Genomic DNA, 21,487 nt, shown 5'->3' on the forward strand with positions numbered 1-21,487 from the left:
ATAAAACAAAGACGGTTCATCGCGTCGCAGGAGGCACCGTGAAAACCTCGAAGTCCAGGGAAGCACTCGAGCAGCTCAGGAAGATTGATTGGGACAGTAAACGGATTCAAACAGATTCCGACTTTGCTGATATCAAGCATTTCGATCTGACCAATCCTGATTACAAAATTCTGGATATGCAGCCGACACTGGAAGTGTTGTATCGGCGCTTTGCCCAGCAGCTCCGTTTCAGCCTCTACAATCTTTTTCGTCATAAAGCGGAAGTGACATTTGGCTCCGTCGTTTCCATGAAATTCGGCACCTATTCCCTTGATACCAAAGAAGCAGCCAGCCTTCATGCCTTCAAGGTAACCACCCTGAAATTCAATGGATTCGTCAAAATTGATCGTTCCATGATTACAGCACTGATTGACCTGTTCTTTGGTGGCAGTGGTGACACCCTGACCTCAGAGGAAGAACGGGAAATGTCACCCACAGAAAAAAGGATGCTGCACCGTTTTCTGGATGCTTCCCTGGAAAACCTTCAGGAAGTCTGGGAAACCATTATCCCGTTCAAGATTCGGGAACTGGACACCAGCTCAACCCCTGTGTCGCATTTTTTCTACAACGATTCTGAGCTGATTATCATCAGCCGCTTTACCGTCAAGATTGCGGATATTGAGGGACAGATGGAAGTCGTACTCCCGTATCGGGCAATGGAACCGATTCGGGAAAAAATACATTCCTACAACAATACATCCCAGGATCCAAAGTGGAAAAACACGTTACAGGAAAACATTATGCTGGCTCCCGTGGATATGAGTGCCACGCTTTGCCAGGTGCCTTTGTCATTAAAGGAAGTGCTCGATCTTCAGGCTGGTGATGTCATTAAGGCGGACATTCCCCGGCAGGTCACGGTCAGGATAGCAGGCGTTCCCTGTCTGAAAGCGTCAGTCTGTACCATTGACAGCAACATGGCCTTAAAAATCATGCAACGAATCAGACAAAAAGAAAAAAGCGAATAACCCTCAGGCAAAGCAGTTCGCCCTCAGCGACATGAGTGAGAGCAAGGATGAGTGACGAAGAAAACAAGGATGAAACCACCAGCACCGAACCGGAAGGTGGCGCCAATGGCACCCCTGCAGCGAAATCCGATACCGTCAGTGTGGAGGACATCGTCGGTGATAATGGCAGTGATGAAGACGGCAGTGGTGATGATGCCAGGCCAGACCTTGGGCTTATTCTGGATATCCCGGTCACACTTTCACTGGAACTGGGTAGTACCACCATCAACCTCGGGGATCTGCTCAAACTGAACAAAGGTTCAGTAGTGGCTCTGGAAAAGGAAGCATCAGAACCGCTGGACGTAAAAGTCAACGGTACCCTGATTGCATTTGCAGAAGTCGTAGTCATCAATGACCGTTACGGCATCCGGCTGATTGATGTTGTCAGCGAATCCGAACGACTAAAGAAACTGTCCTGATAACGATGAATAATGCACGTTATCTGCTGACGCCCTTGCTGCCGTTGTTAACAGACATCGCGCAGGCAGCACAGGAAACCTCAAAAAGTGCAACCGGCTATCTGGTTCAGATTGGATTGCCACTCCTGCTGATCATCGGGATGATTGTCGGTTTCGGCTTGCTGGCAAAACGGTTCAATTTGCACAGTGTCAACAACAAAGGTCCGGTAAAAGTCCTCTCATCAACACCGGTATCCGGACAGGTCCGACTTTGTCTAATAGAGGCTGGCGATAAACAGTTACTGATCAGTGTATCCAACCAGCAAGCTAACTGCCTGCATGTGTTTGATTCACCGGTTGTGAATCACACCGAAAAAGAAACCCGGGATTTTGCCACCCTTTTTTCTCTCGCGATAAAACCTTCACAGCCACAAGCCAGAACAGGAGATGAACCGTGAACCGGACACGGTTACGGCTTTCTGCCAGCGTCGTGTGTTGTTTAATCACACTCATGCCTTTGAGCGGATGGGCTGATCCTCAGGGCATGTCCGTTCTGACCGTGACAGAAACCGGCGATAACAAGGAATACAGCGTCAGCCTGCAGGTTCTCCTGTTGATGACCGCCATCAGCTTCCTGCCAGCGGCATTGCTGATGTTAACCAGCTTTACGCGAATTATTGTGGTCCTGGCGATTCTCCGACAAGCATTGGGATTACAGCAAACACCGCCCAATCGCGTTTTGATCGGTATGGCGCTGGCTCTGACCCTGCTGATTATGATGCCGCTGTTTCAGGACATTTACGCATCGGCGATTACCCCTTATCTCAACGAACAGGTGACATTCCTGGAAGCTGTCAGACTAGCGGCCGCACCAATTCAGAGCTTTATGCTCAATAACACGCGCGAGACCGACCTTGAACAATTCCTGGCCATTGCCCGCGTGGAAAATCTGGCCAGCCCACAGGATGTCCCTTTTTCGGTACTGATTCCTTCTTTTATAACCAGTGAACTGAAAACAGCGTTTCAGATCGGCTTTATCCTGTTCATTCCCTTTCTGGTCATTGACCTGGTGGTTGCCAGCGTACTCATGGCCATGGGGATGATCATGCTGTCTCCCCAGATGATTTCTCTGCCGTTTAAACTGATGCTGTTCGTCCTGGTGGATGGATGGGCACTAACGATGGGAACGCTTGCCAACAGCTTTAACTGAAAATTGACGCTGACAATACCTGATCCACACTTCAAGCACTCACTGAAACAACTGATCTAACCTGTTAAATCTTATCGTTTTCATTACGCACCAATACCTAACATATGCTCACAGTTACCGAGTACCTCTCGAGTCATTCAGACTCTGACTTATCATGATCTCATAACAATGTCTTTGGATTCGTCAGATGATTGACTAAAAACCCTCTACGCTAACAGAGGATTGCACGGCAAAAAACACACTCTGCAACTGCAGAACAAGCATGAACATCCCCTTTTTCACCGCTGAATATCGCTGTTGCTGGTTTTCTTTTTTTAGGTCGTTTTATTTGACCCTCCACATGACTGCCCATATTCATCTAACAGAATTTGTCAAAATAGTTCCTACTGTACGACGATCAAAGATCTATTATATTAATCAGCGATTTACTATTTTTTTTTATTCTTGAGTTTTAAATCAGGTTGTTATTAAAGTTATAGTAAGCTGATAAGTTTTCCTGTTTGGTGATTACAAAAAACCACTCAAAAAGCCCCAAAAGGTAAAATCAGTAAAATCCGGAAATAAGCAAAAACAGGCAATCTGAGAGCCCTGAGAGGAAAAATCCCATTTAGGGGTAAAAAACAGGGCAAAGAAAATCGGGTCGTTCAAGGAAAATGGCAGGAGGCCTTCCATGAGCACAGACGTTATCTTGCGAATGATCGATGATAACGACAGGGATGAAATCTGGTATTGCGACCAGCTGCTGCTACTGGGTCAACTGATCGCCTGGGCCTGGCTTGAACAAAAACACATGCTGCCATCTTCCCTCTCGATTCTTGGTCTGCAACCGGCGATGGTCAGAGAAAAGCTTACCCAGCTGACGGCACTGGATGATCCCTCCTGCCATCCAGAGATATTTGGCTTTTCCTGCCTGCAGGGTATTCCGAAAGACAAGTTGGATACGCTGATCAGCAATCTGAATAAAGCCCTGCAGGCAGAACTCATCATTTACCCGGAAATACCGCACACACTGCAGCAACTGGTTAACCGCGCAGGAAACCAGACCCCGTTCTGGACAATTCCCGACGATATAGCCGAATTAATGGCGCTTTTACTGGCTCCTGAAAAAAACTCAGCCTGCTACTGTCCATTTAACGGCACTTTGTCGTTGGCACAGCAGCTCGCAGCGCAACAGCAGAATGTGTATACCGAGTTACCTCTGGCAAGCCCTTTGCCTTATATCACCAATCTTCTGGCAGATCAGGCCATTGAACACCGTGTCAGCCACCCTATTTTCAGCCCCTCCTGGTTGAAACCCGGTGCTTTAGTACAATTTGATTACTGCTTTGCCTGTCCGCCGTCAAAGCAACGGTACAATATCAAGCGTATCAACGATCTCTACGGTCGCTTTCCTGAGCAACCACTTTATGGCGATGTCATCCATATTCGTCATTTACTTGCCCAATGTCGTAAACAAGCGGTTGCCGTAGTGACTGAATCGATCCTGCAGAGAACGGCGGGTAAAGAGTGGCGTTTTAAAAAACAATTACTGGAAGAAGGTCTGATCAAGGCAGTCATCCGTCTGCCGCCCTCATCCCTTGCACCTTATCGGGATACGCCCTGTCTGATGGTTTTTGATAAACAACACCAACATCAGAACATCATGATTTTCGATGCCTCCACGGGCTATTTTCGCGCCCATAGCAAACGAAACCAGATTTATCCCCAACCCGATACACTTCGAAATATGGATGTCATTTGCCAGCAGATAGAAGAACAGGAGGTCACCGCTCATTCACGTCTGGTTTCGTATGATGAGCTGGTTGAAAATGACTATAACATGCAGGTTGATCGTTATCTTACGAATAAACCATCGAGACGATTAAACGCTGTTTCCAGTGAAACCGTGGCACTGTCAGAACTGGCAGACCTTATTCGTGGACAGTCTGTTAAATCTGACAATATGCTCAATGGCGATCAGTTTCTCGAAGTCATGGTTTCAGATATCAGTACAGCAGGTGTTGTTGAACAGGCAGGTAAACCTGTCATCGTGAATGAACATAGGGAACGCGCGATTCAGCAGCGCCTAAAGCCGGGCGATATTTTGCTGGTTATCAAAGGGCATACCGGCAAAGTGGGTCTGGTGCCAACCATTTGTGGCAATAACTGGATTGCCAGCCAGTCCTTCCAGATCATACGACTTAAAAAAGGTACCTGGATTAAAGACCCAGTGGTTTTGTTCCAGTACCTCAGCTCCTCCGCTGGTCAGGCAATCCTTCAGCAACTGCGTTCAGGGGCTTCAGTACCCTTGCTGCAAACCCGCGACATCAAGAAATTACCTATTCCCAAAATGTCCGATGAACAGCAGGAGATGGCGCAACATCACTGGGAAGAAATTCGCAGCATTCATGCGGAAATACGCTTTCTGCAAGACAAGGCACTCACATTTCGGCGTAAAATCTGGCATCACTGAATACTGTTGACAAGGTACTCCATCACCGGATGCTTCTTGACCGTCATCGATAAGGCTGGCGGTTGAAAAACCGGTTCCACAAGATCCCCACGTGCCAATAATTGTTCAACCACATCCCTATAAGGCAGAGACATCTTACCCAGCAGCAATCGCGCAAGGCTCTGTCCGGACGCATGGCACTTCAGCAGGTCCCTCAAACCACTGAGATAGACATAGTCTTTCGTAAAACCACCGCCCCGAAAGACGCGCGTCGTCACGGTAAAAGCCACGCCGGGGTCTGTTCTAAAGTCCGTCTGTAACCGCTGCACAACATAGGAAAAGTCATGTCCCTTGACCAGCCAATGCACTGCCATCACCCTGAGAGCCAGGTCTTTCAGCCGGGTAATGCTCAAATTGCCCGACAGGTATTCACACAAAATGGCAAGCCCTTCCTGGGAGTGGGTATTGCCCGGCAAGCCTAATCGCAATGTACTGATAGGTTGCATACGAGCGTTCAGCGTCGTGCACATATGTACGCCGAGTTCATGGTGAATTAATGCCTGCACCTCCCTTTCCGTAAACAGGGCATGGCTGTTGACGACCAGCTGGTTACGGCTGTTATTCACCATTGCCCGTGCCACCAGGGTATCAGACAAGGCGACACTGCATGTCAGTTCCATGGCCTCAACGGCCTCTTCAAACATTGCCAGAGAGGCCTGGGCGGTGATTGTCCGCGGTTCAGCTTCCACCTCTGTTAATTCGGGTGCAAACAGGAGAAACCTTGCGCTTTCGACATCGGATGCCTGAGGCTCTCCATAGTAGCGCAGGGATTCATAGAGGAAACGAGGCGTACCCAGTGCACTGAGCATATCCACCTTGTTAGCGTAGCTGTCAATAATCGCGCAATAGAGCTTACGAAGCAGCGAATCATCAATATCTGCGACCGGCAACCGGTACAATGCCTGCCGGAAAGCATAGGGATCAATAGCCAGTTGCCGGTAATGGAATTCCGGGGTATAGCGAGACTTCAGGCGTTCAAAACGCTTACGCTCCCGTTTAAGGTTCAGGGGATTCACGTACTGCAGGGCATCCGTGCACTTCGCCATGTCAAAGAGCGCCTGATCGATCTCCCAGGCCACGGGATGTCGCTGCCGGAAGCGTTTTATCACATCAGGGCACGCTTGATTTTGTTGCTTTGGCATGTCGTATATTCCTGATTTCCCTCCGCTCCACCAGATATCACTTTATGAGCGGACGCTACAACGGATTGTTGTCCAGAATCCCGACATTGTCGATAACGCCCTGCTGCAGTGATACAAACTTTTCATGGCAGACCGACATTCGATACATAACGGGGATGACAGTCCACCGTCATCCCTTTTATGCTGATAGCTACTTCAATGCTGAAAGGAGTTCGGCATGCCATTGGAATCCCTGATCGACCTGTCACCGTTCACATGGCAAGGCCTCCTGACAGCTATCGCCTGTGGCTCCCTGATCGGCCTTGAACGGCAGTCGCGGGGAAAACCCGTTGGCATCCGGACCTCGGCGCTGATCACACTGGGCACCTATGTTTTCATTGTGATATCCATCTCACTGAATAACGACATCACGGATCCCTCCCGAATCATCGGGCAGGTCATCACCGGTATCGGCTTCCTCGGCGCCGGTGTCATGCTGGCTCGCGACGGTGCAGTGCAGGGGGTAACATCTGCGGCAACCATCTGGGTACTCGCGGGAATCGGCATCTGCATTGCCACGGGGCATTGGCTGGCAGCCCTGAAAATTGCATTGATCACGGTTGCCATCCTGCGCGGCGTCGACCTGCTCGAAAGTGCTTTCCAGACATTACGCCGAGGCGTCCATACCCGCTACCAGGCACGCAAACGGCCACCGCCAGATGCAGAATAGGCGTGTTCTCTGTCAGCCAGCCATCGATCCCTTTTTTGGTCGGGGCGGGTTAACCGTGTGACCCAATCGGAACTAATCTGCTCACATTCTCTCAAATGAAATGTCCGATTCCTTTCTGTTATGGGTAGGTGTTGCAAAGAACGTTATGTGCATTGATTCACTGAAGAGCCAGCCTTCCCGGTTACGAATCTTCAAACTGGTTTTACTGATAACCCCGATTTTACTGATTGCCGCCACCACCTCCGCCAATCCGGCATGGGGTACGGCTTACCAGCAACTGCAGAAAACACTCATACCCGGCAGCGACACCGCCCCGCCAAAAGACAGTACCCCTATCGGTCAGGGTGACGCCCTGGCCATTGTCGAAAACCAGGCCGAACTCCAGCAGCTGATTGACAGCCTGCAGCAGGCGCTTGCCGGATTCAAGGCACCCGAACGCAAAAGCGACAACCTCGGGTTAAGAAAATTGTCCCCCAGTGCACTCCAGGCACTACTCCAGCAACAACAGCAGAACATCCAGACACTCCGCCATGACATCGACCAGAATGAACGCCGTCTGCTCATGCATGCCAGCGAACGAATTCGACTCCAGCAGACATTGGCGGACATTCGGGAAAAGTGGCACAACCGGCTGACCGTCCCTATCCGCCTGGAAACATTGCCGGACGAAGACCAGGGGCTGCTGCTCAGGGAAAAACAGCTGGAAGAACGCATCAACCTGATCACACTCAACGCCCGTCGCCTCAACCTGGAATTACAGCTTGCCCGCCTCACGCTGGCCCAGGCCGTTCAAACACATACTGCGCTTGAGCAAACCCTGGCCATAAAAGGCAACGCGCTTACAAACCATCAAGATCCCTACCCGGAGGCTTCCGAACACTATCTGGACGAAACGGAACAGCTGCTGCGTGACGAGCTGTCACAAACACGACGGGACCTGATCGACGTACGCGAGCTTGCCTATGAGCTACACACCCAGATCAGGGACCTGGGTAATATCAGCGAAGCCTATGACCTTCTCGTCAGTCAGCGGGATCGATTGCTGCAGCAACGAAATCACAGCGGATCCAACCTGAAACATACCCTGCGGCTGAAGCGAAGCCTGCTGGCAGAACAGCTGAAACAGCCCGCCGCCACTGAGCCGGAAAGACTGTCAGTCCGCCTGACGCAGGAACAGCGGCTGAACCGGCTGGACATGATGATCCCTCTCGCCGATGAGCTCCAGCTCCTTGAGCAGGAATTACACAATCTTCATGGCAGCCTGTTGAAAGCGCTGGAACAACAACGCATGTGGATGGCCGTTTCACCGCCCCTGACACCGACTGAAATACCCAGCCTGCTCAAGACATTCTATCTTGAAGGGAAAACACTGCTTGATGCCCTGCTCAGCGTCCCCTTCCGCCTGGACAGGCTGGTATGGTTGTCGTCCTCGCTGCTACCCGCCTGTTTACTGGCCTTCTATTTGATTCGCCGCAGTCGCCGACAGGTCAACATTTACCAGAAAAACGATGTAAGCCTTTCTGTACAGGCGTTTCTCCGTCTGACCGGCCTGCTGTTCCTGCGCTGCCTGCCCGTTCCGCTCTGGCTCTTGCTGACCAGCCTCTCGCTACAGGAAGGCCCCCCCCTGTCACTGGCTATCAGCGACATCCTGCCAACATTTGCTGCTGCATCGCTGGGATGGTTATTGATCTGCACGTTCATGGAAAAGAAAGTGCAATCACTGATCGGTCCGGAAGATGCTGTCCAGCCAATGGCCACCCCACCGGTGCGCCTGCTGGCAATTGCCTCCCTAGCAGGCCTGTTCATCGGTGGTTTTACCAACCATTTTTTTACGGATCCCTTTGATGACCGTATCCTGCAAACCATCATGGTCGCCTGCGGCTGTCTGCAGTTACTGGGCTTCTGGCTGCTGGCCGGTCTTATCCGTAACCCGTTTGGCTATGACTGGTTCAGCCCTGTCCTCAGAATCATCCTTCCCGGTCTCAGCCTGCTGCTCCTGATACTCGCCCTGACCGGCTATAACCTGGCCGCCTGGACGCTGTTTCTCCACCAGCAAATTCTGCTGATTCTGTTCGGGCTATTGTTTATTGCCTATGAACTGACACTCTACCTGCTCTATATCCGCACCCGCCGTATCATGCTGCAACAGGCGCTCCACAGGCGCCGGGAAACCGATGGCGCCATTGAACCGGAAGATGCCCTGGCGCATTCCCGTTCCACCATTCTCCAGACCCGGGAACAGAACCTGCGGATTCTGCAACTCAGCTTTCTGCTTGCCCTCATCGGCATCGTCGCCTGGATCATTGAGGATTGCAGCGACTTGATGACACCGCTCGGCGATATTCAGCTCTGGCCGTTCAGTCATATGGATGCAGGACTGACACTGGCACTGGGCGCAACACTCAAGGCACTGGTCATATTCGCCATACTGATTATTCTCACGCGCAATTTGCCCGGCTTACTTCGCCTTAGCCTGCCAACGCGCTTCATCCAGTCGCCCTCGAGCGCCTATGCCCTGACCCGTATTGTCAGCTACCTGATCTGGTTCATCGGGATTGTCACCATGGTCAGTACACTGGGTATTGGCTGGGAAAAACTGCAGTGGCCTATTCTTGCCGCCAGCGTCGGCATAGGCTTTGGCCTGCAGGAAATTGTCGGAAACTTTTTTTCCGGCCTGATTATCCTGTTTGAGAAGCCCTTCCGGGTCGGTGACACGGTGACCGTCAATGAGATCCACGGTACGGTCAGGGAAATTCGCATTCGTGCGACAGTCATTGAGGATTTTGACCGGAAAGAGCTGATTATTCCCAATAAAGCCCTGGTAACCGGACAGGTAACCAACTGGTCACTGTCAACCAGCATACTGCGCATACAACTCTGGTACGGTGTCGCCCATGGCAGTGATAACGACCTGGTCTATCAACTGCTGTCACGCGCGGCAGAAGAGTCAACACGGGTACTCAAGGAACCTGCACCGGAGGTCTATTTCATTGAATACAATGAATATGCTGAAAAGTACGAGCTGAGGGTCTTCGTTAATCATGTGGACGACCGCTTTCCGGCCAAAAACCAAGTCAATAACCGTGTGAAAGTATTATTCAGGGAACAGGGAATCCAGATAGCCCATCTTCAGCAGGATATCTTTATTCAGCCATGGTCTGTCGAACAAAGAGGAAAAAAAGACGGTGGTACAAATTGACCCGGAAAAGAAAAAGGACCGTGCTTCCCTGCGCGATACTCCTTATCCCTGATGAGCTTCCTTACCCCACACATCCTGTGTGCCTCATCCATGGGTTCATACTAACCCCGTCAAATAAACGACAGTAATACGCAAAATGCTCAATGTGCTGTAGGAGATATCTCACGTATTCAGAGATATCAGGCCACAGAGCTGGCGACGGTTCATGTATTGTGGTGTACCTGCGCATGTCGGCACAGCATGTCAAAAGCAACAGACGCTTTTACCCTTAGGATATACTGACAGTTTTTCGTGAATCAGCAGACAAAAACCTGACAAAAACGACCACTCATTCTTCAAAAAAGGCCGGTTATCTACCTACCCATCGACGTACACCGCCAGTTCAGAAAAATAGTCATTACAAACACAGCAAACAGGGCAGCCGGAAAGGAACACCATCTGGTTAGCTGCCGGGTTCATGGAAAACCCAATAATACTAACAAACCGTGACTAACCCGTGCGCGATAACAAGAACACAAGACACCACAAGTCCAGGGGCTTCAGCCTCGTTGAGCTGATGATCACACTGGCGGTTTTGAGCATCCTGCTGGGTATTGCTGCGCCGTCGTTTAATGATTTCCTGTTAAGTGAGCAGGTCTCCAGCACCGGTATGGAACTTGCCGGTACCGTTCAGTACGCGCGCAGTGAAGCAGTAAAACGCAATGCCGCCATTATCATCCGACCACTTGGCAATTTGCCGGGAAACTGGCGTACCGGCTGGGAGGTGGCTGTCGTTGGCGGGGATACATTGAAGCAGTATCCAGCCCCCGATGACGATGTCACAATCACGACCACTTATGACGCAAGAACAACCTCAGCTCTGATTTACGAAGGGAATGGCACCACCCGTAACGCGACCAGCTCATTCCTGGTATCAGCCAATGACCTTTCTACCACCGGCGATCGCGCCCGATGTCTAACCCTCTCAGCAACCGGTCGCCTTACCACACAAAGAATCAACCCCGGGGAAGGATGCTGAAACCATGTCGATACCCTTCTGCAATACCAGCATTAACAGACACCGTGGCGTCGGCATGGTTGAAGTGCTGATCACCATCGTGATCATGACCATCGGCCTGCTGGGCATGGCGGCATTGCAGATTACGGCGGTGCGCGGTAACCAGGATGGGGTGCAGCGCTCTCATGCCACCTGGTTGGTACAGGATCTTGCGGAACGTATCCGGGGCAACACCACCGCTTACCAGGACGACATGGCCGGTACTGCCCGTTATGTCACCTCAGCCAATGCACCCGACTGCACCAACCGGCCCGCCACAGTCTGTGCTGACTACTACAACCCATTGCCATCCCCCGGTGTAAAGGTAAACGCTGTCGCCTGTACACCCGCACAAATGGCCGCCTGGGATTTATGGGAAACCAGCTGCCCACGCCCTTTTAACGGATTTGCATCCGGCAGCCCCGACTACCTGAACAGTGGACGAGTGACCTCTGCATTGGTCAATGGCAATTACACATTAACCGTTGACTGGTTGTGCCGTAACTGCGAGAACAATGGCCAGCGTCTCAGTACCTCTTTACTGATAAGGCCCTAATTATGCAGACAACAGCCCCCACACAAAAAAAATCATTTCATCGCCAGCAGGGACTGTCTGTGGTTGAACTGTTGATTGCCAGTACGCTCAGCCTACTGTTGTTATTGGGTGTCAGCCAGATTGTGATATCGAACAAGGAAACGTTCGGGGTTAACGAGTCCCTGGGTTATATCATGGAAAACGGCCGGTTCAGCCTGGGCTTCATCGCCAACAGTATTCGCATGGCGGGTCATACAGAGAGCGATGTTAACGCGCCACGTCACTTCCCGGCACCTGACTGCAATATTCCAACAACATCTGATGCAGCCTGCAACGCAGCCGGCACGGGTAATGCGGCAGACCGTCTGGCGGTACAGTACTGGCCGGTGACCGGCACCTCCGGCACAGCGACAGACTGCACAGGCAACGATGTGACCAATCAGCAAATCACCGAAGTCTTTACGATTGAACCAGCCGATGCGGCGAATGGTAATCCATACCCCTCCCTGGCCTGCCGCGCTTACAGCCATACAAACAGTGCATGGACCGGCACCACACAGCGCCTGGTAGACGGCATTGATAACCTGCAACTGCTCTACGGTGTGGATACGAACAACAACGGCAGTATCAACCAGTACGTTTCCGCTGACCGGGTAAATACCAATGCCTGGGATAATGTTCGTGCTGTGCGTATCGCGTTACTGGCCAGCGCCATGGCCAGTACAGATAACCCGCAACAACAATTCCTTCTGCTGGATGCGCCAACGATCACCACCAACGACGGCATTACACGGCAGTTGTTTACAACTACCGTAACGGTCAAGAACTGAACATCATGAAACACAAACAAGACCGGAAAAGACTCAAAACCACGACGCTCAACATGCAGCAGGGTATCGCCATGCTGAGCGCACTGATATTCCTCACCATCCTCACGATTGCCGGCATCACGGCGGCTCGGATGGCCACACTGGAAGAACGAATGGCCAGCAATGCCCAGTTCCAGGGCCAGGCCTTTCAGGTGACCCTGAGCGAACTGGAAACCCAGGTGGATGAAGTCAACAGTGGCAACCGGGAACTGGAAATGAACAGTGCCCGGGCAACCTGCAATGCGGTTATGCCGACAGCTGTCGCCTTTGCGGGTGCTAATCCCAATTCATCCCTGCGCTACATGGGTGAACGGCCGGTTGAAAACGCCAGCCTGAAAGATTTTTCCTATTACCTGTTTGAACTGAATTCCAATACAAGCATGAACAGTGGTGCTACCTCGAACCAGTCCATGGGGACCCGGTTCATGGCTGGCAATTTCTTCTTTGATGTGGTGAATGCACCGGATTGCACCTGACCGGGAATAAGGCATAACAATGATAAAACACTATCTGAACCGGTTACTGGGGATTTGGCTTCTCGCCACTGCCGTAATTGCAAACAGTGCTGTGGCAGAGACTGTGGATCTGTCACCTTACGACACCTATGAAGAAGCAACAATCTACCTCTCCTGGTATGACGAGAAGCGCGCTGAAGGCAGCCTTTTAGTATTGCCCTGCAAGAGCTGCTCTTCCAAACGCTTTTCTGTGGATGATTCCATAGACATTTATCAGGGAAATCGACTGATTTCTTTCGCGACACTAACCCCCAATCGCGCCTACATCTCCAACCTGACTATTGACCGGAAATCACAGTCGCTGCTGACGATCCGTCTGCCGTTGCAGGATGAACTGCCATGATGATCAAAACCATGTATAAGAAACTGGCCTACGCATTCGGCGCTTTTATTTACATGACGGCTTCACTGCAGGGCGTTCAGGCAGATGACACGGAAGTTTATGTGGGTCAGAAGCTGGTTGCCGGCTCTGTGATCCGACCGAACGTACTGTTCATCATCGACACGTCGGGTTCAATGGATACGAGGGTCGACGGGAATTATTGTACAAAAGCGGATTACGACTTTAATTCCAATGCCTGCTCACGAGTAACAACTAAGACTTGTATTAGGTGGCGCAATGGTCGATGCAGGGAATATGCCTATGAGTACAGTTATGTCAAAACCCGGATCCAGGTTGTGCGGGAAGTCACCCAAAACCTGCTAGATGATCTGATAGCCTCAAACAAACCTGTCAATGTCGGCTTGATGCGTTTTGATAGCAACTCAGATGGAGGTTTTATTGATGTAGCCATCGACAAGATCGAGGACACCAAGTCATCAATTAAAAACACTTTAGATAGCTATTATGCTCAAGGAGGAACCCCACTATCCATGTCTCTCTATGAAGCTGCCAGATACTACATGGGGCAAGATATTGAATATGGAAGTGATGCCAGTGGATGCTATATCGATTATTCAGGTTACGTCCGTTGCACTAATCGTGAGACAGATGCCAGCGCTCTTTTAACACCTACAAAGTATAAATCCCCTATCAATCATTCTTGTCAAAGTAATAATGTAATCCTGTTGACTGATGGAGTGCCCTACAATGATTATGGAGCCAATAAGACAATAAGAAACTGGGCAGCAAACAATACAAATAAAAAGACCTGTGGAGATACTAACAACTACGACGATAATAATGACAGTGGCGACTGCCTAGATGAACTAGCTGAGTTTCTTTTCTCAACCGATGGAGACATCATTGATAAGCTTGATAGCAATGATGATGGAAACACTGATGAAATCCTATTTACTAAAAACGACTCAGTTAAGACCTACACCGTCGGTTTTGCCACAGATCAGCAACTGTTAAGAGAAACGGCGCTGAGCGGCACAGGCGATGCCAAGAATTACTTTACCACCAATAACACCTCAGGTCTGGTCTCCGCTCTTCAGGAAATCATCCAGGATATTCTGTCTCAGGATGCCAACTTCGCCGCACCTGGCGTCGCCGTCAACGCCTACAACAAATTGACGCACAAAAACGAACTGTATTATTCCATGTTCAAGCCGGAAACCGGTGCAGCCTGGACCGGTAACCTCAAACGATACGCCCTTGAAGAAATCTGTCATGACAGTAATGACAACACGGTCGACTGTAACAGCGACACCGTCAGCGGTAGTGAAACCTTGATTGTGGACAGTTCTGGCCAACCAGCGACGGATATGGATCCTTCCAGTGAAACGGCAGGCTTCTTTAAAAAGGATGCCCGCAGTTGGTGGTCGACCGTTGACGATGGCGGCAATGTTGCACTCGGCGGCGCTGCCGAACAGATTACCCCTGCCAACCGGACACTGCTGACCTATACAGCTACACCGCCAGGCCCGCGCGCCAATGCACTGAGCGACAAGAAATCCCTGAGTCCACTCAGTACCGCTACCGTGAACAACACCCTGCTCGGTATTGGTATAGAACCCAGCGATAGTAGCTACACACTCAATGAAACGACACTGGTTGCGTTTGCTGAAGGTCGGCAAGTGACCGTACAAAAAAGTGGTGAAGCAGACAAATCCACTCAGATGGTCATGGCTGATGTACTGCACAGTCAGCCTCTCGTCATTCCCTACCGGGTAGAGGAAACCCAGGATGGCGATATTCTGAAAGACAGCGAGGGGAACCCCATCACCGGCAGCGATGGACTGGCTATTCGGGATGTCAATGTCACCCAGGCCGATTACCTGTTTTACGGCGACAACATGGGCTTCCTCCGCGCCGTCAACACACAGACCGGTGCAGAGAAGTTTGCCTTTATGCCCGGCGAGCTGCTGCCCAATATCAAGCACTATTTCAAGAACCTCCAGGGTAGCGAGGAAAAGCGCTACGGTATTGATGGCCCCATCAACGCCTGGGTTCAATACACCTACCAGGAAGATGCTGCGGGTGACCTGATTGATACTGTCGGTATCCGTCGCAGCATCACGGGTACGGTTGAAGCCGGCAGCAACGGTATTCCCGATCTGCAGACAGCAACCCGCGTGATCCTTTACTTCGGTATGCGTCGGGGTGGCCACAATTACTACGCCATGGATGTGACGGATATCGACCAGCCCAAACTGCTGTGGGCAATTCGTGGCCTGACAGTGGACAAAAAGGGTAACCGCCTGGATCGTTACGGACGTTCTCTGGATGCCAGCAACCGCGTAATCAACTATGCGAACGGTGACCTCGCCGCCAGCGCAATCACCTCTACGCCGCTTGCGCCCGACAGTGGTTTTGAAAAACTCGGCCAGAGCTGGTCACGGCCAGTACTGGCCAAGGTGCCCGTTGGCAAGGATGCAGATGGCAAACCGGTCAACAAGCAGGCACTGATCTTCACCGCTGGCTATGATCCGAACCAAGATAACGACGATGACAATCTGCCCGTCAGCGATCATCTAGGCAACGCTATCTATGTAGTGGATGCGGAGACCGGCCAACTGATCTGGTCTGCCGGTGGCCCTAATACATCGCACTACACCAGCCGTTTTAATGATCTCGACGGTGATAACAGTAATGATCTGGATACCAATGGGGATAACTATAACGACAGCCTGAACCTGAAGATTGCAGACATGACCAACGGCATGCCCGGTGACGTCGTCGCTGTGGATGTGGACGGTGATGGCGTCATTAATACCCTGTTTGCCGCTGATACCCGCGCCCAGGTCTTCCGGATTGATTTTAATCGCAACAAAGACACCACCGCACAAAACTGCGTGACCAACTGCCTGGCAAGTTATGCCAGCGGCGGTCGCATTGCCAGCCTCGGTGGCAGCGATGCAGCCAGCAACCGTCGTTTTTACGGCACACCGGATGTGAGTATCTACAGTGAACGGGGCGAAGAGCCTTTCTATGCCGTCGCCCTCGGCAGTGGCTGGCGAGCTCATCCGCTGAACACCGATACCCGTGACCGCTTCTACGTGTTCAAGGATTACAACGTACTGACGACACCCACCAGCTACACCTACGCCAGCAGTGGTACCAGTGTGATCACTGAATCACATTTGGCGGATATCACCGGAACAACACTGTCCGATGCCGAATGGGCAGAACTGAACCGGGAGCTCGAATGTATCCAGCATGGTGAAACGGCTGGCCGTAACTGCAGCGGTTTCACCCAGGCGGATGGCAGTGTGGCAGATTATGCCAACGACAATATTGATGCGCTCGTCAACGCATCTAAAAAAGCACAGGAAGTCCTGGATGCCTACCGCGATGCCTGGGGCGTGACCGTCTTGATGGATCAACGACTGGCACTTCAGGAACAGCTTGATGCTCTCCAGAAAACTCTGGACACACAGGCAGAACAGCTCGCCTATAACCAGTCTGTGTTTGACGATATCGCCAGTCAGGCACAGCTTCAGGAGCAAGTTGTCGCTGTTCAGGATATATTTGAAGACTACAGTTTATTATCTACTGAAATAGAAACGGTGATTGAGCCTACTTATCAGGCTGCGGAAACCAACTACAACAATGCACAACAAGCAGTAGCTGACTATGAACAGGTAGTCATCGAGAAAGAGCAGCAGTTGAAGAATACACAATCAGCGGTTGCAGCAAAGAAAGAGATTGATCGCCTAGAACCTACTATCGATGAAATTAAAGCTGATCTGACAATTCTAGAGCCATACCTTCAACCATCCGAACAAGCTCAGTATGAAACCAAACTTCAAGAGTTGTTTTGGAACTTGTATGCCCAACAATATTATTATTACTGGGAATACAATGATGCTGGTTCGAATGTAACCGCTGAAGAGCTGGAACAGCGTAAAAACCTTTATCATTCGTATCTTGAAACTTCGGGTTACATTGCTCTTGAGCCCTTTCTCAACAAGAGTACACCTGCCAATACTGCTGTATTAACTATGAAGATTGGCTCTCGCAATCAGTGGCATAATCTCTTTTATTTATCCACCTCGCAAGGCTCCCCTAGTTACGCAGATATTAGTGTCAAAACTGACCAATTAGTGGCAGACAAAACATCATATGACCAAGCTCAACAGACACTGATTGATCTAAATATCACTTATGATGACGTAGAAACGGTACATGCTACAGCAACTCAAGAATACACAGCTGCATCGAATCAGCTATCTGATTTGCAAAACACTCAAAGTGAAAAACTTGCGGAAAAAGATGAGGCTCTTAGCAATTACAACAATGCATTACAAGAGAAAGCTGACTATGAAAGCGCCATCAATGATCCCGACGGTCTACTAACCCAATACGCTCGCTTGGAAGCCTTTCAGACTGAACTCGCGCAAAGCTGGACGGCGATCACAGAAAAACAGGCCGCCATCAATGAAGCCCGCCTGAATGGCGACGATACCTCTGCGCTTGAGGCTGAACTGGCCACACTGGAAGCTTCCTACTACGGCATCCCCGACGATCTTGATACCCCGGATGTGGATGAAAGTACCACCGGACAGGTTGCTCAACGCGATGCATTGAATGACCTGACCAGTGAAATTAAAACACTGGAACAGGAAATCGCAGACCTGAAAGCAGCCGGTCAAGACAGCAGTGCCAAGGAAATCGCACTGCTGGAGAAACAGGCGGAATGGCAAACCAGTGTATTGGCACTCAATACAGTCACTGCAGGCACTTTAGCTGATGCAATTGCCGCTGATGAAGATAGTCCGTTTCAGAGTCTCAATGATTCGGTTGCTGAGTTGGAAAGCACCATTAACAATCTGAAGACTGAGCTTGATGCCATGCAGCAGCAAAAGCTGGCGATCCAGTCGGAGCAGTCGGCGCTTGAACAGGCGATTACCTGGCAGGCAGAGGAAGCCAGCCCAGACTCAGTCTTGGAAACTTATCTCGACGCAAACGCCCTCAGCCAACTGAAAGCCGCCGACCCAAACAACAACCTGACGATGGCAGAAGCTCTCGCGTTTCTGGATGCCCTGAATGGCGGTAGCAGCAATGATCCTGATCTGGACTGGGTCTATAGCGCAGCCACCAGCCAACAAACCGATATTTTGACGGCATTGCTCGGCGGTCTTTTCACTGAAGCTACCAGTCATGGTGATGCAGACGGCAATGGCACACTTTCACTGGCAGAAGCCCTTTCGTATATCAGCAACAAACTGGCCCTGGATCCTGATAACAGCAGTCTGCAGTCTGTCTATGACACCTTATACGGTGTCGACCAGGGACGTCTGGCTCTGACTGCACTGAATGACGCGGCCCAAACCTCTGCCGCCCTGCAAGCCGCCTTTTTACTGGAACATGATCCCGGCGACAACGGGATACTCGAAGCCTCAGATATTCTGACAGCTGATCAGCTGGCAGCGGCACTGGCGGCCGATGAAAACGGTGTACTGACGGTCGAAGAAGCGTTTGCCTGGCTGGTCGATGAAGCGGAAAAGACAGCAGCCATTCGAACTGCGGCTTTACAGCAGCGCCTTGACGCGTTGATCCTGGCACTGGAACCCGGCGATACCTATACCCTGACGTCGGATTACTTCAACAACAAGGATGGCTGGTATCTCTCACTGGGAGCAACTGAAAAGGTGCTGTCTAACTCAGTTACCATCAATGGCGCGGTCTTTTTCAATACCTACAATACCACGACAAACAGCACGGTGATGAGTTGCGGACCGGATGTGGGTCAGGCCAACGCTTATGCACTGAACCTGCTGGACGGCACCGCCGTTTATCAGGATGAAGATGGCAACCCGATCCGCTCCGTGGCACTGCTGCGCGGCGGTATCGCACCTGCGCCGGTTATCACCATCAACAACAACGGCGTGAACCTCACGATCGGTACCGAAGGTAACCCCTTCACCGGCAACCGTCGTGGGGATCAGGGTAATATCACCCCCATCAATGGCGACCCGTTGAGCCAGCTGGAAGTGATGGAGTCTACCTACTGGAGAGAAAATAAATGATCAAAGCGTCGTCAGGTTTTTCCCTGCTGGAATTGATGATTGTGGTAGCGATAGTCGGCATCATTGCCGCTATTGCCTACCCGGCCTATACCGAACAGGCCGCCAGGGGACGACAGAGTGACGGCCAAGCCATGCTGATGGAAGTGATGCAGGCCCAGGAACGTTTCTATTCACAGAACCAGACCTACACCACCGACCTGACAGCACTCGGCTATGCCGTTGCCAACCCGGAATCCCAGGGAGACTTTTATGCCATTGCAGCGGCCGCCTGCCCCGGCAGCGCCGTGGCCCAATGCGTTCTTTTAACAGCTACAGCGCAGGGTGCTCAGAGAGGACAACCTAACCTGACGTATAACAGCGTCAGCGGCCCATCCTGGTAAAAAGGATTACCTGCCCAGCCGACGGGGCTGTTCCAGTAACTGACAGAGAATCCACGCCACGAGGAAGGTGGCTACGCCGGGTACCAGCCAACCAACACCACTGCTAAACAACGGTAACCGCCTGAACGTCATCAGCAACCATTCGGGCAATAGCCCGATGGTGCTGAAACTGTCCGAGGTGCTGATGACAAAGATCACCGCTACGGTAACCACCACCGTGGTTCGGGGAATCGGCATAAAACTGCGAGCGATGGAAAACAGCACCAGCGCAATAGACACCGGATACAGGGCAACCACGACGGGTAATGACAGTGAGATCAACGTCTCCAGCCCGACATTCGCCACCACGGCCGACAAGGATGCCAGAAGAACAATCCAGAACTGGTAGGATGCCCGCTGGAATTGGTGATGGAAATAGTCACCACAGGCAGTCGTCACACCAATAGCCGTCGTCAGGCACGCCAGGACAATGACCGCTGTCAGCGCCAATAGTCCGCCAGAACCCAGCAAATGATAGACATATGCACTGAGAATCTGCGCGCCATTTGTTGCTCCGGGCGCAACCGTCCGGCTGGTTGCCCCGAGGTAAAACAGCCCAAAATACACCAGGCAAAGAAACACACCAGCGATCACAGAGGCAATAACGGTATATTTGACCACATCCTCACGGCGTTTTACGCCAAGCCCCTTCACAGATGACGCAATCACAATACCAAAGGCCAGTGCCCCGAGGGTATCCATAGTCAGGTATCCCTGGATCATGCCCTCAATGACCGGATGCGATGTGTAGTCATTCCAGGGCATTCCCGGCGCTTCATGGGGGGTGAGCAACATACACAGGTAGATGGCCAACAATAACCCGGCCAGCAAGGGCGTTAATATACGCCCGACAATCGTGACCAGTTTGCCCGGGAAGATCGACAGCCAGATCACAATGGAAAAGAAAATGATGGAAAATGCCGTCAGGTACCAGGGCTCAACCTGACCAAACCAGGGCGAAATACCGGTCTCAAAGGCGACCACGGCGGTCCTGGGTACCGCAAAAGCAGGCCCAATAATCACATAGACAGCCACCCAGAACAGCATACCGATACGGGGAGGCAGGTCACGGGTCAGGGCGTTGGGGCTGCCCTGAAGGGCAATGGCAATAATCGCGAGAAGGGATAATCCAACATCTATGGCAAGGAAACCAATCAGCGCCCACCAGAGGTTTTCCCCGGCCTGCTGGCCTGCCATGGGGGGAAACACCAGGTTTCCGGCACCCAGGAAAAACGCGAATGTCATCAATGCCACGGCGAGAATATCATTCTTCTGCATAGGGTCTCCCTGTTTGGGGAAATACGCTGGAATAATGCGATCAAACTGCAGATAACAACTTCGACTGTGATTAACTCAAGCTATTGCAATATAGACAGCTATAACGGTATTTCCCGAAAAAAAATCCTATCCCCTCTATTTTTTCGACGCATTATTGTGCAAAAAGTTGCAAAAAAACTGGTTTAAGTAACCTTTGGTTGTTAACACGTGACGGCATTCCCACGGG

16 protein-coding genes are annotated in these 21,487 nt (G+C 51.2%); 14 read left to right on the top strand and 2 right to left on the bottom strand.

The genetic code is table 11. The features are described from left to right. Positions 1-38 precede the first annotated feature (38 nt). The 5 genes from ABD892_RS09935 (at position 39) to ABD892_RS09955 (ending at position 5,103) form a co-directional block, all read left to right on the top strand. Positions 39-1,004, top strand: coding sequence for a flagellar motor switch protein FliM (locus tag ABD892_RS09935; RefSeq protein WP_345195457.1), 966 nt, complete (start codon positions 39-41; stop codon positions 1,002-1,004). Positions 1,005-1,051: 47 nt separating this feature from the next. Next, a complete protein-coding gene (gene fliN, locus ABD892_RS09940) occupies positions 1,052-1,462 on the top strand; it encodes a flagellar motor switch protein FliN (protein WP_345195458.1) in 411 nt (136 codons plus the stop codon). A 5-nt stretch (positions 1,463-1,467) separates the two neighbouring features. Continuing rightward, on the top strand, positions 1,468-1,899 hold the full coding sequence (locus tag ABD892_RS09945) for a FliO/MopB family protein (RefSeq protein WP_345195460.1): 432 nt from the start codon (positions 1,468-1,470) through the stop codon (positions 1,897-1,899). A 53-nt stretch (positions 1,900-1,952) separates the two neighbouring features. Next, positions 1,953-2,651, top strand: a complete 699-nt coding sequence (fliP, locus tag ABD892_RS09950; protein ID WP_425559223.1) for a flagellar type III secretion system pore protein FliP — start codon at positions 1,953-1,955, stop codon at positions 2,649-2,651. 670 nt (positions 2,652-3,321) lie between these two features. After that, positions 3,322-5,103 (top strand): type I restriction-modification system subunit M/S, encoded by a 1,782-nt coding sequence (locus tag ABD892_RS09955; protein ID WP_345195461.1) that lies wholly within the window; start codon positions 3,322-3,324, stop codon positions 5,101-5,103. Here the strand turns inward: ABD892_RS09955 and ABD892_RS09960 are convergent. After that, on the bottom strand, positions 5,097-6,284 hold the full coding sequence (locus ABD892_RS09960) for a flavohemoglobin expression-modulating QEGLA motif protein (RefSeq protein WP_345195462.1): 1,188 nt from the start codon (positions 6,282-6,284) through the stop codon (positions 5,097-5,099). The two genes, ABD892_RS09955 and ABD892_RS09960, sit on opposite strands and share 7 nt — an antisense overlap. A gap of 217 nt (positions 6,285-6,501) precedes the next feature. Here ABD892_RS09960 and ABD892_RS09965 point away from each other — a divergent pair, with 217 nt between their 5' ends. From ABD892_RS09965 to ABD892_RS10005, 9 genes are all read left to right on the top strand, one after another. Next, positions 6,502-6,993, top strand: coding sequence for an MgtC/SapB family protein (locus ABD892_RS09965; protein WP_345195463.1), 492 nt, complete (start codon positions 6,502-6,504; stop codon positions 6,991-6,993). 145 nt (positions 6,994-7,138) lie between these two features. Beyond that, positions 7,139-10,192 carry a mechanosensitive ion channel domain-containing protein gene (locus ABD892_RS09970; RefSeq protein ID WP_345195465.1) on the top strand — a complete coding sequence of 1,018 codons (3,054 nt, stop codon included), beginning with the start codon at positions 7,139-7,141 and terminating at the stop codon, positions 10,190-10,192. Between the two features lie 496 nt (positions 10,193-10,688). Further along, positions 10,689-11,210, top strand: a complete 522-nt coding sequence (locus ABD892_RS09975) for a GspH/FimT family pseudopilin (RefSeq protein ID WP_345195466.1) — start codon at positions 10,689-10,691, stop codon at positions 11,208-11,210. Positions 11,211-11,214: 4 nt separating this feature from the next. Next, positions 11,215-11,784, top strand: coding sequence for a type IV pilus modification protein PilV (gene pilV, locus ABD892_RS09980; RefSeq protein WP_345195467.1), 570 nt, complete (start codon positions 11,215-11,217; stop codon positions 11,782-11,784). Between the two features lie 2 nt (positions 11,785-11,786). Continuing rightward, positions 11,787-12,593 (top strand): PilW family protein, encoded by an 807-nt coding sequence (locus tag ABD892_RS09985; protein WP_345195468.1) that lies wholly within the window; start codon positions 11,787-11,789, stop codon positions 12,591-12,593. Positions 12,594-12,598: 5 nt separating this feature from the next. Then, complete coding sequence (locus ABD892_RS09990) at positions 12,599-13,108, top strand: pilus assembly PilX family protein (protein WP_345195470.1); 510 nt, start codon at positions 12,599-12,601, stop codon at positions 13,106-13,108. Positions 13,109-13,127: 19 nt separating this feature from the next. Next, entirely contained in the window at positions 13,128-13,490 is a 363-nt protein-coding gene (locus ABD892_RS09995) for a hypothetical protein (protein WP_345195471.1), read from the top strand. Next, entirely contained in the window at positions 13,487-19,564 is a 6,078-nt protein-coding gene (locus ABD892_RS10000; RefSeq protein WP_345195472.1) for a hypothetical protein, read from the top strand. The genes ABD892_RS09995 and ABD892_RS10000 overlap by 4 nt, the downstream gene beginning before the upstream one ends. Continuing rightward, the gene (locus ABD892_RS10005; protein WP_345195474.1) at positions 19,561-19,944 is read left to right on the top strand and encodes a type IV pilin protein; all 384 of its coding nucleotides are present in this window, start codon (positions 19,561-19,563) and stop codon (positions 19,942-19,944) included. Before ABD892_RS10000 ends, ABD892_RS10005 begins: the two co-directional genes overlap by 4 nt. Before the next feature lie 6 nt (positions 19,945-19,950). Here ABD892_RS10005 and brnQ read toward each other — a convergent pair whose 3' ends face one another. Further along, positions 19,951-21,261 carry a branched-chain amino acid transport system II carrier protein gene (gene brnQ / locus ABD892_RS10010; RefSeq protein WP_345195475.1) on the bottom strand — a complete coding sequence of 437 codons (1,311 nt, stop codon included), beginning with the start codon at positions 21,259-21,261 and terminating at the stop codon, positions 19,951-19,953. Positions 21,262-21,487 lie beyond the last annotated feature (226 nt).

The organism is Kistimonas scapharcae, from assembly GCF_039540975.1.
In the GTDB taxonomy this organism is placed as follows: domain Bacteria; phylum Pseudomonadota; class Gammaproteobacteria; order Pseudomonadales; family Endozoicomonadaceae; genus Kistimonas; species Kistimonas scapharcae.

What these genes read in the sequence shown, in the direction of transcription:
- fliN (WP_345195458.1), top strand. Translation starts at nt 1,052, where the DNA reads ATGAGTGACGAAGAAAACAAGGATGAAACCACCAGCACCGAACCGGAA.
- ABD892_RS09945 (WP_345195460.1), top strand. Translation starts at nt 1,468, where the DNA reads ATGAATAATGCACGTTATCTGCTGACGCCCTTGCTGCCGTTGTTAACA.
- fliP (WP_425559223.1), top strand. Translation starts at nt 1,953, where the DNA reads ATGCCTTTGAGCGGATGGGCTGATCCTCAGGGCATGTCCGTTCTGACC.
- ABD892_RS09955 (WP_345195461.1), top strand. Translation starts at nt 3,322, where the DNA reads ATGAGCACAGACGTTATCTTGCGAATGATCGATGATAACGACAGGGAT.
- ABD892_RS09960 (WP_345195462.1), bottom strand. Translation starts at nt 6,284, where the DNA reads ATGCCAAAGCAACAAAATCAAGCGTGCCCTGATGTGATAAAACGCTTC.
- ABD892_RS09965 (WP_345195463.1), top strand. Translation starts at nt 6,502, where the DNA reads ATGCCATTGGAATCCCTGATCGACCTGTCACCGTTCACATGGCAAGGC.
- ABD892_RS09970 (WP_345195465.1), top strand. Translation starts at nt 7,139, where the DNA reads ATGTGCATTGATTCACTGAAGAGCCAGCCTTCCCGGTTACGAATCTTC.
- pilV (WP_345195467.1), top strand. Translation starts at nt 11,215, where the DNA reads ATGTCGATACCCTTCTGCAATACCAGCATTAACAGACACCGTGGCGTC.
- ABD892_RS09985 (WP_345195468.1), top strand. Translation starts at nt 11,787, where the DNA reads ATGCAGACAACAGCCCCCACACAAAAAAAATCATTTCATCGCCAGCAG.
- ABD892_RS09990 (WP_345195470.1), top strand. Translation starts at nt 12,599, where the DNA reads ATGAAACACAAACAAGACCGGAAAAGACTCAAAACCACGACGCTCAAC.
- ABD892_RS09995 (WP_345195471.1), top strand. Translation starts at nt 13,128, where the DNA reads ATGATAAAACACTATCTGAACCGGTTACTGGGGATTTGGCTTCTCGCC.
- ABD892_RS10000 (WP_345195472.1), top strand. Translation starts at nt 13,487, where the DNA reads ATGATGATCAAAACCATGTATAAGAAACTGGCCTACGCATTCGGCGCT.
- ABD892_RS10005 (WP_345195474.1), top strand. Translation starts at nt 19,561, where the DNA reads ATGATCAAAGCGTCGTCAGGTTTTTCCCTGCTGGAATTGATGATTGTG.
- brnQ (WP_345195475.1), bottom strand. Translation starts at nt 21,261, where the DNA reads ATGCAGAAGAATGATATTCTCGCCGTGGCATTGATGACATTCGCGTTT.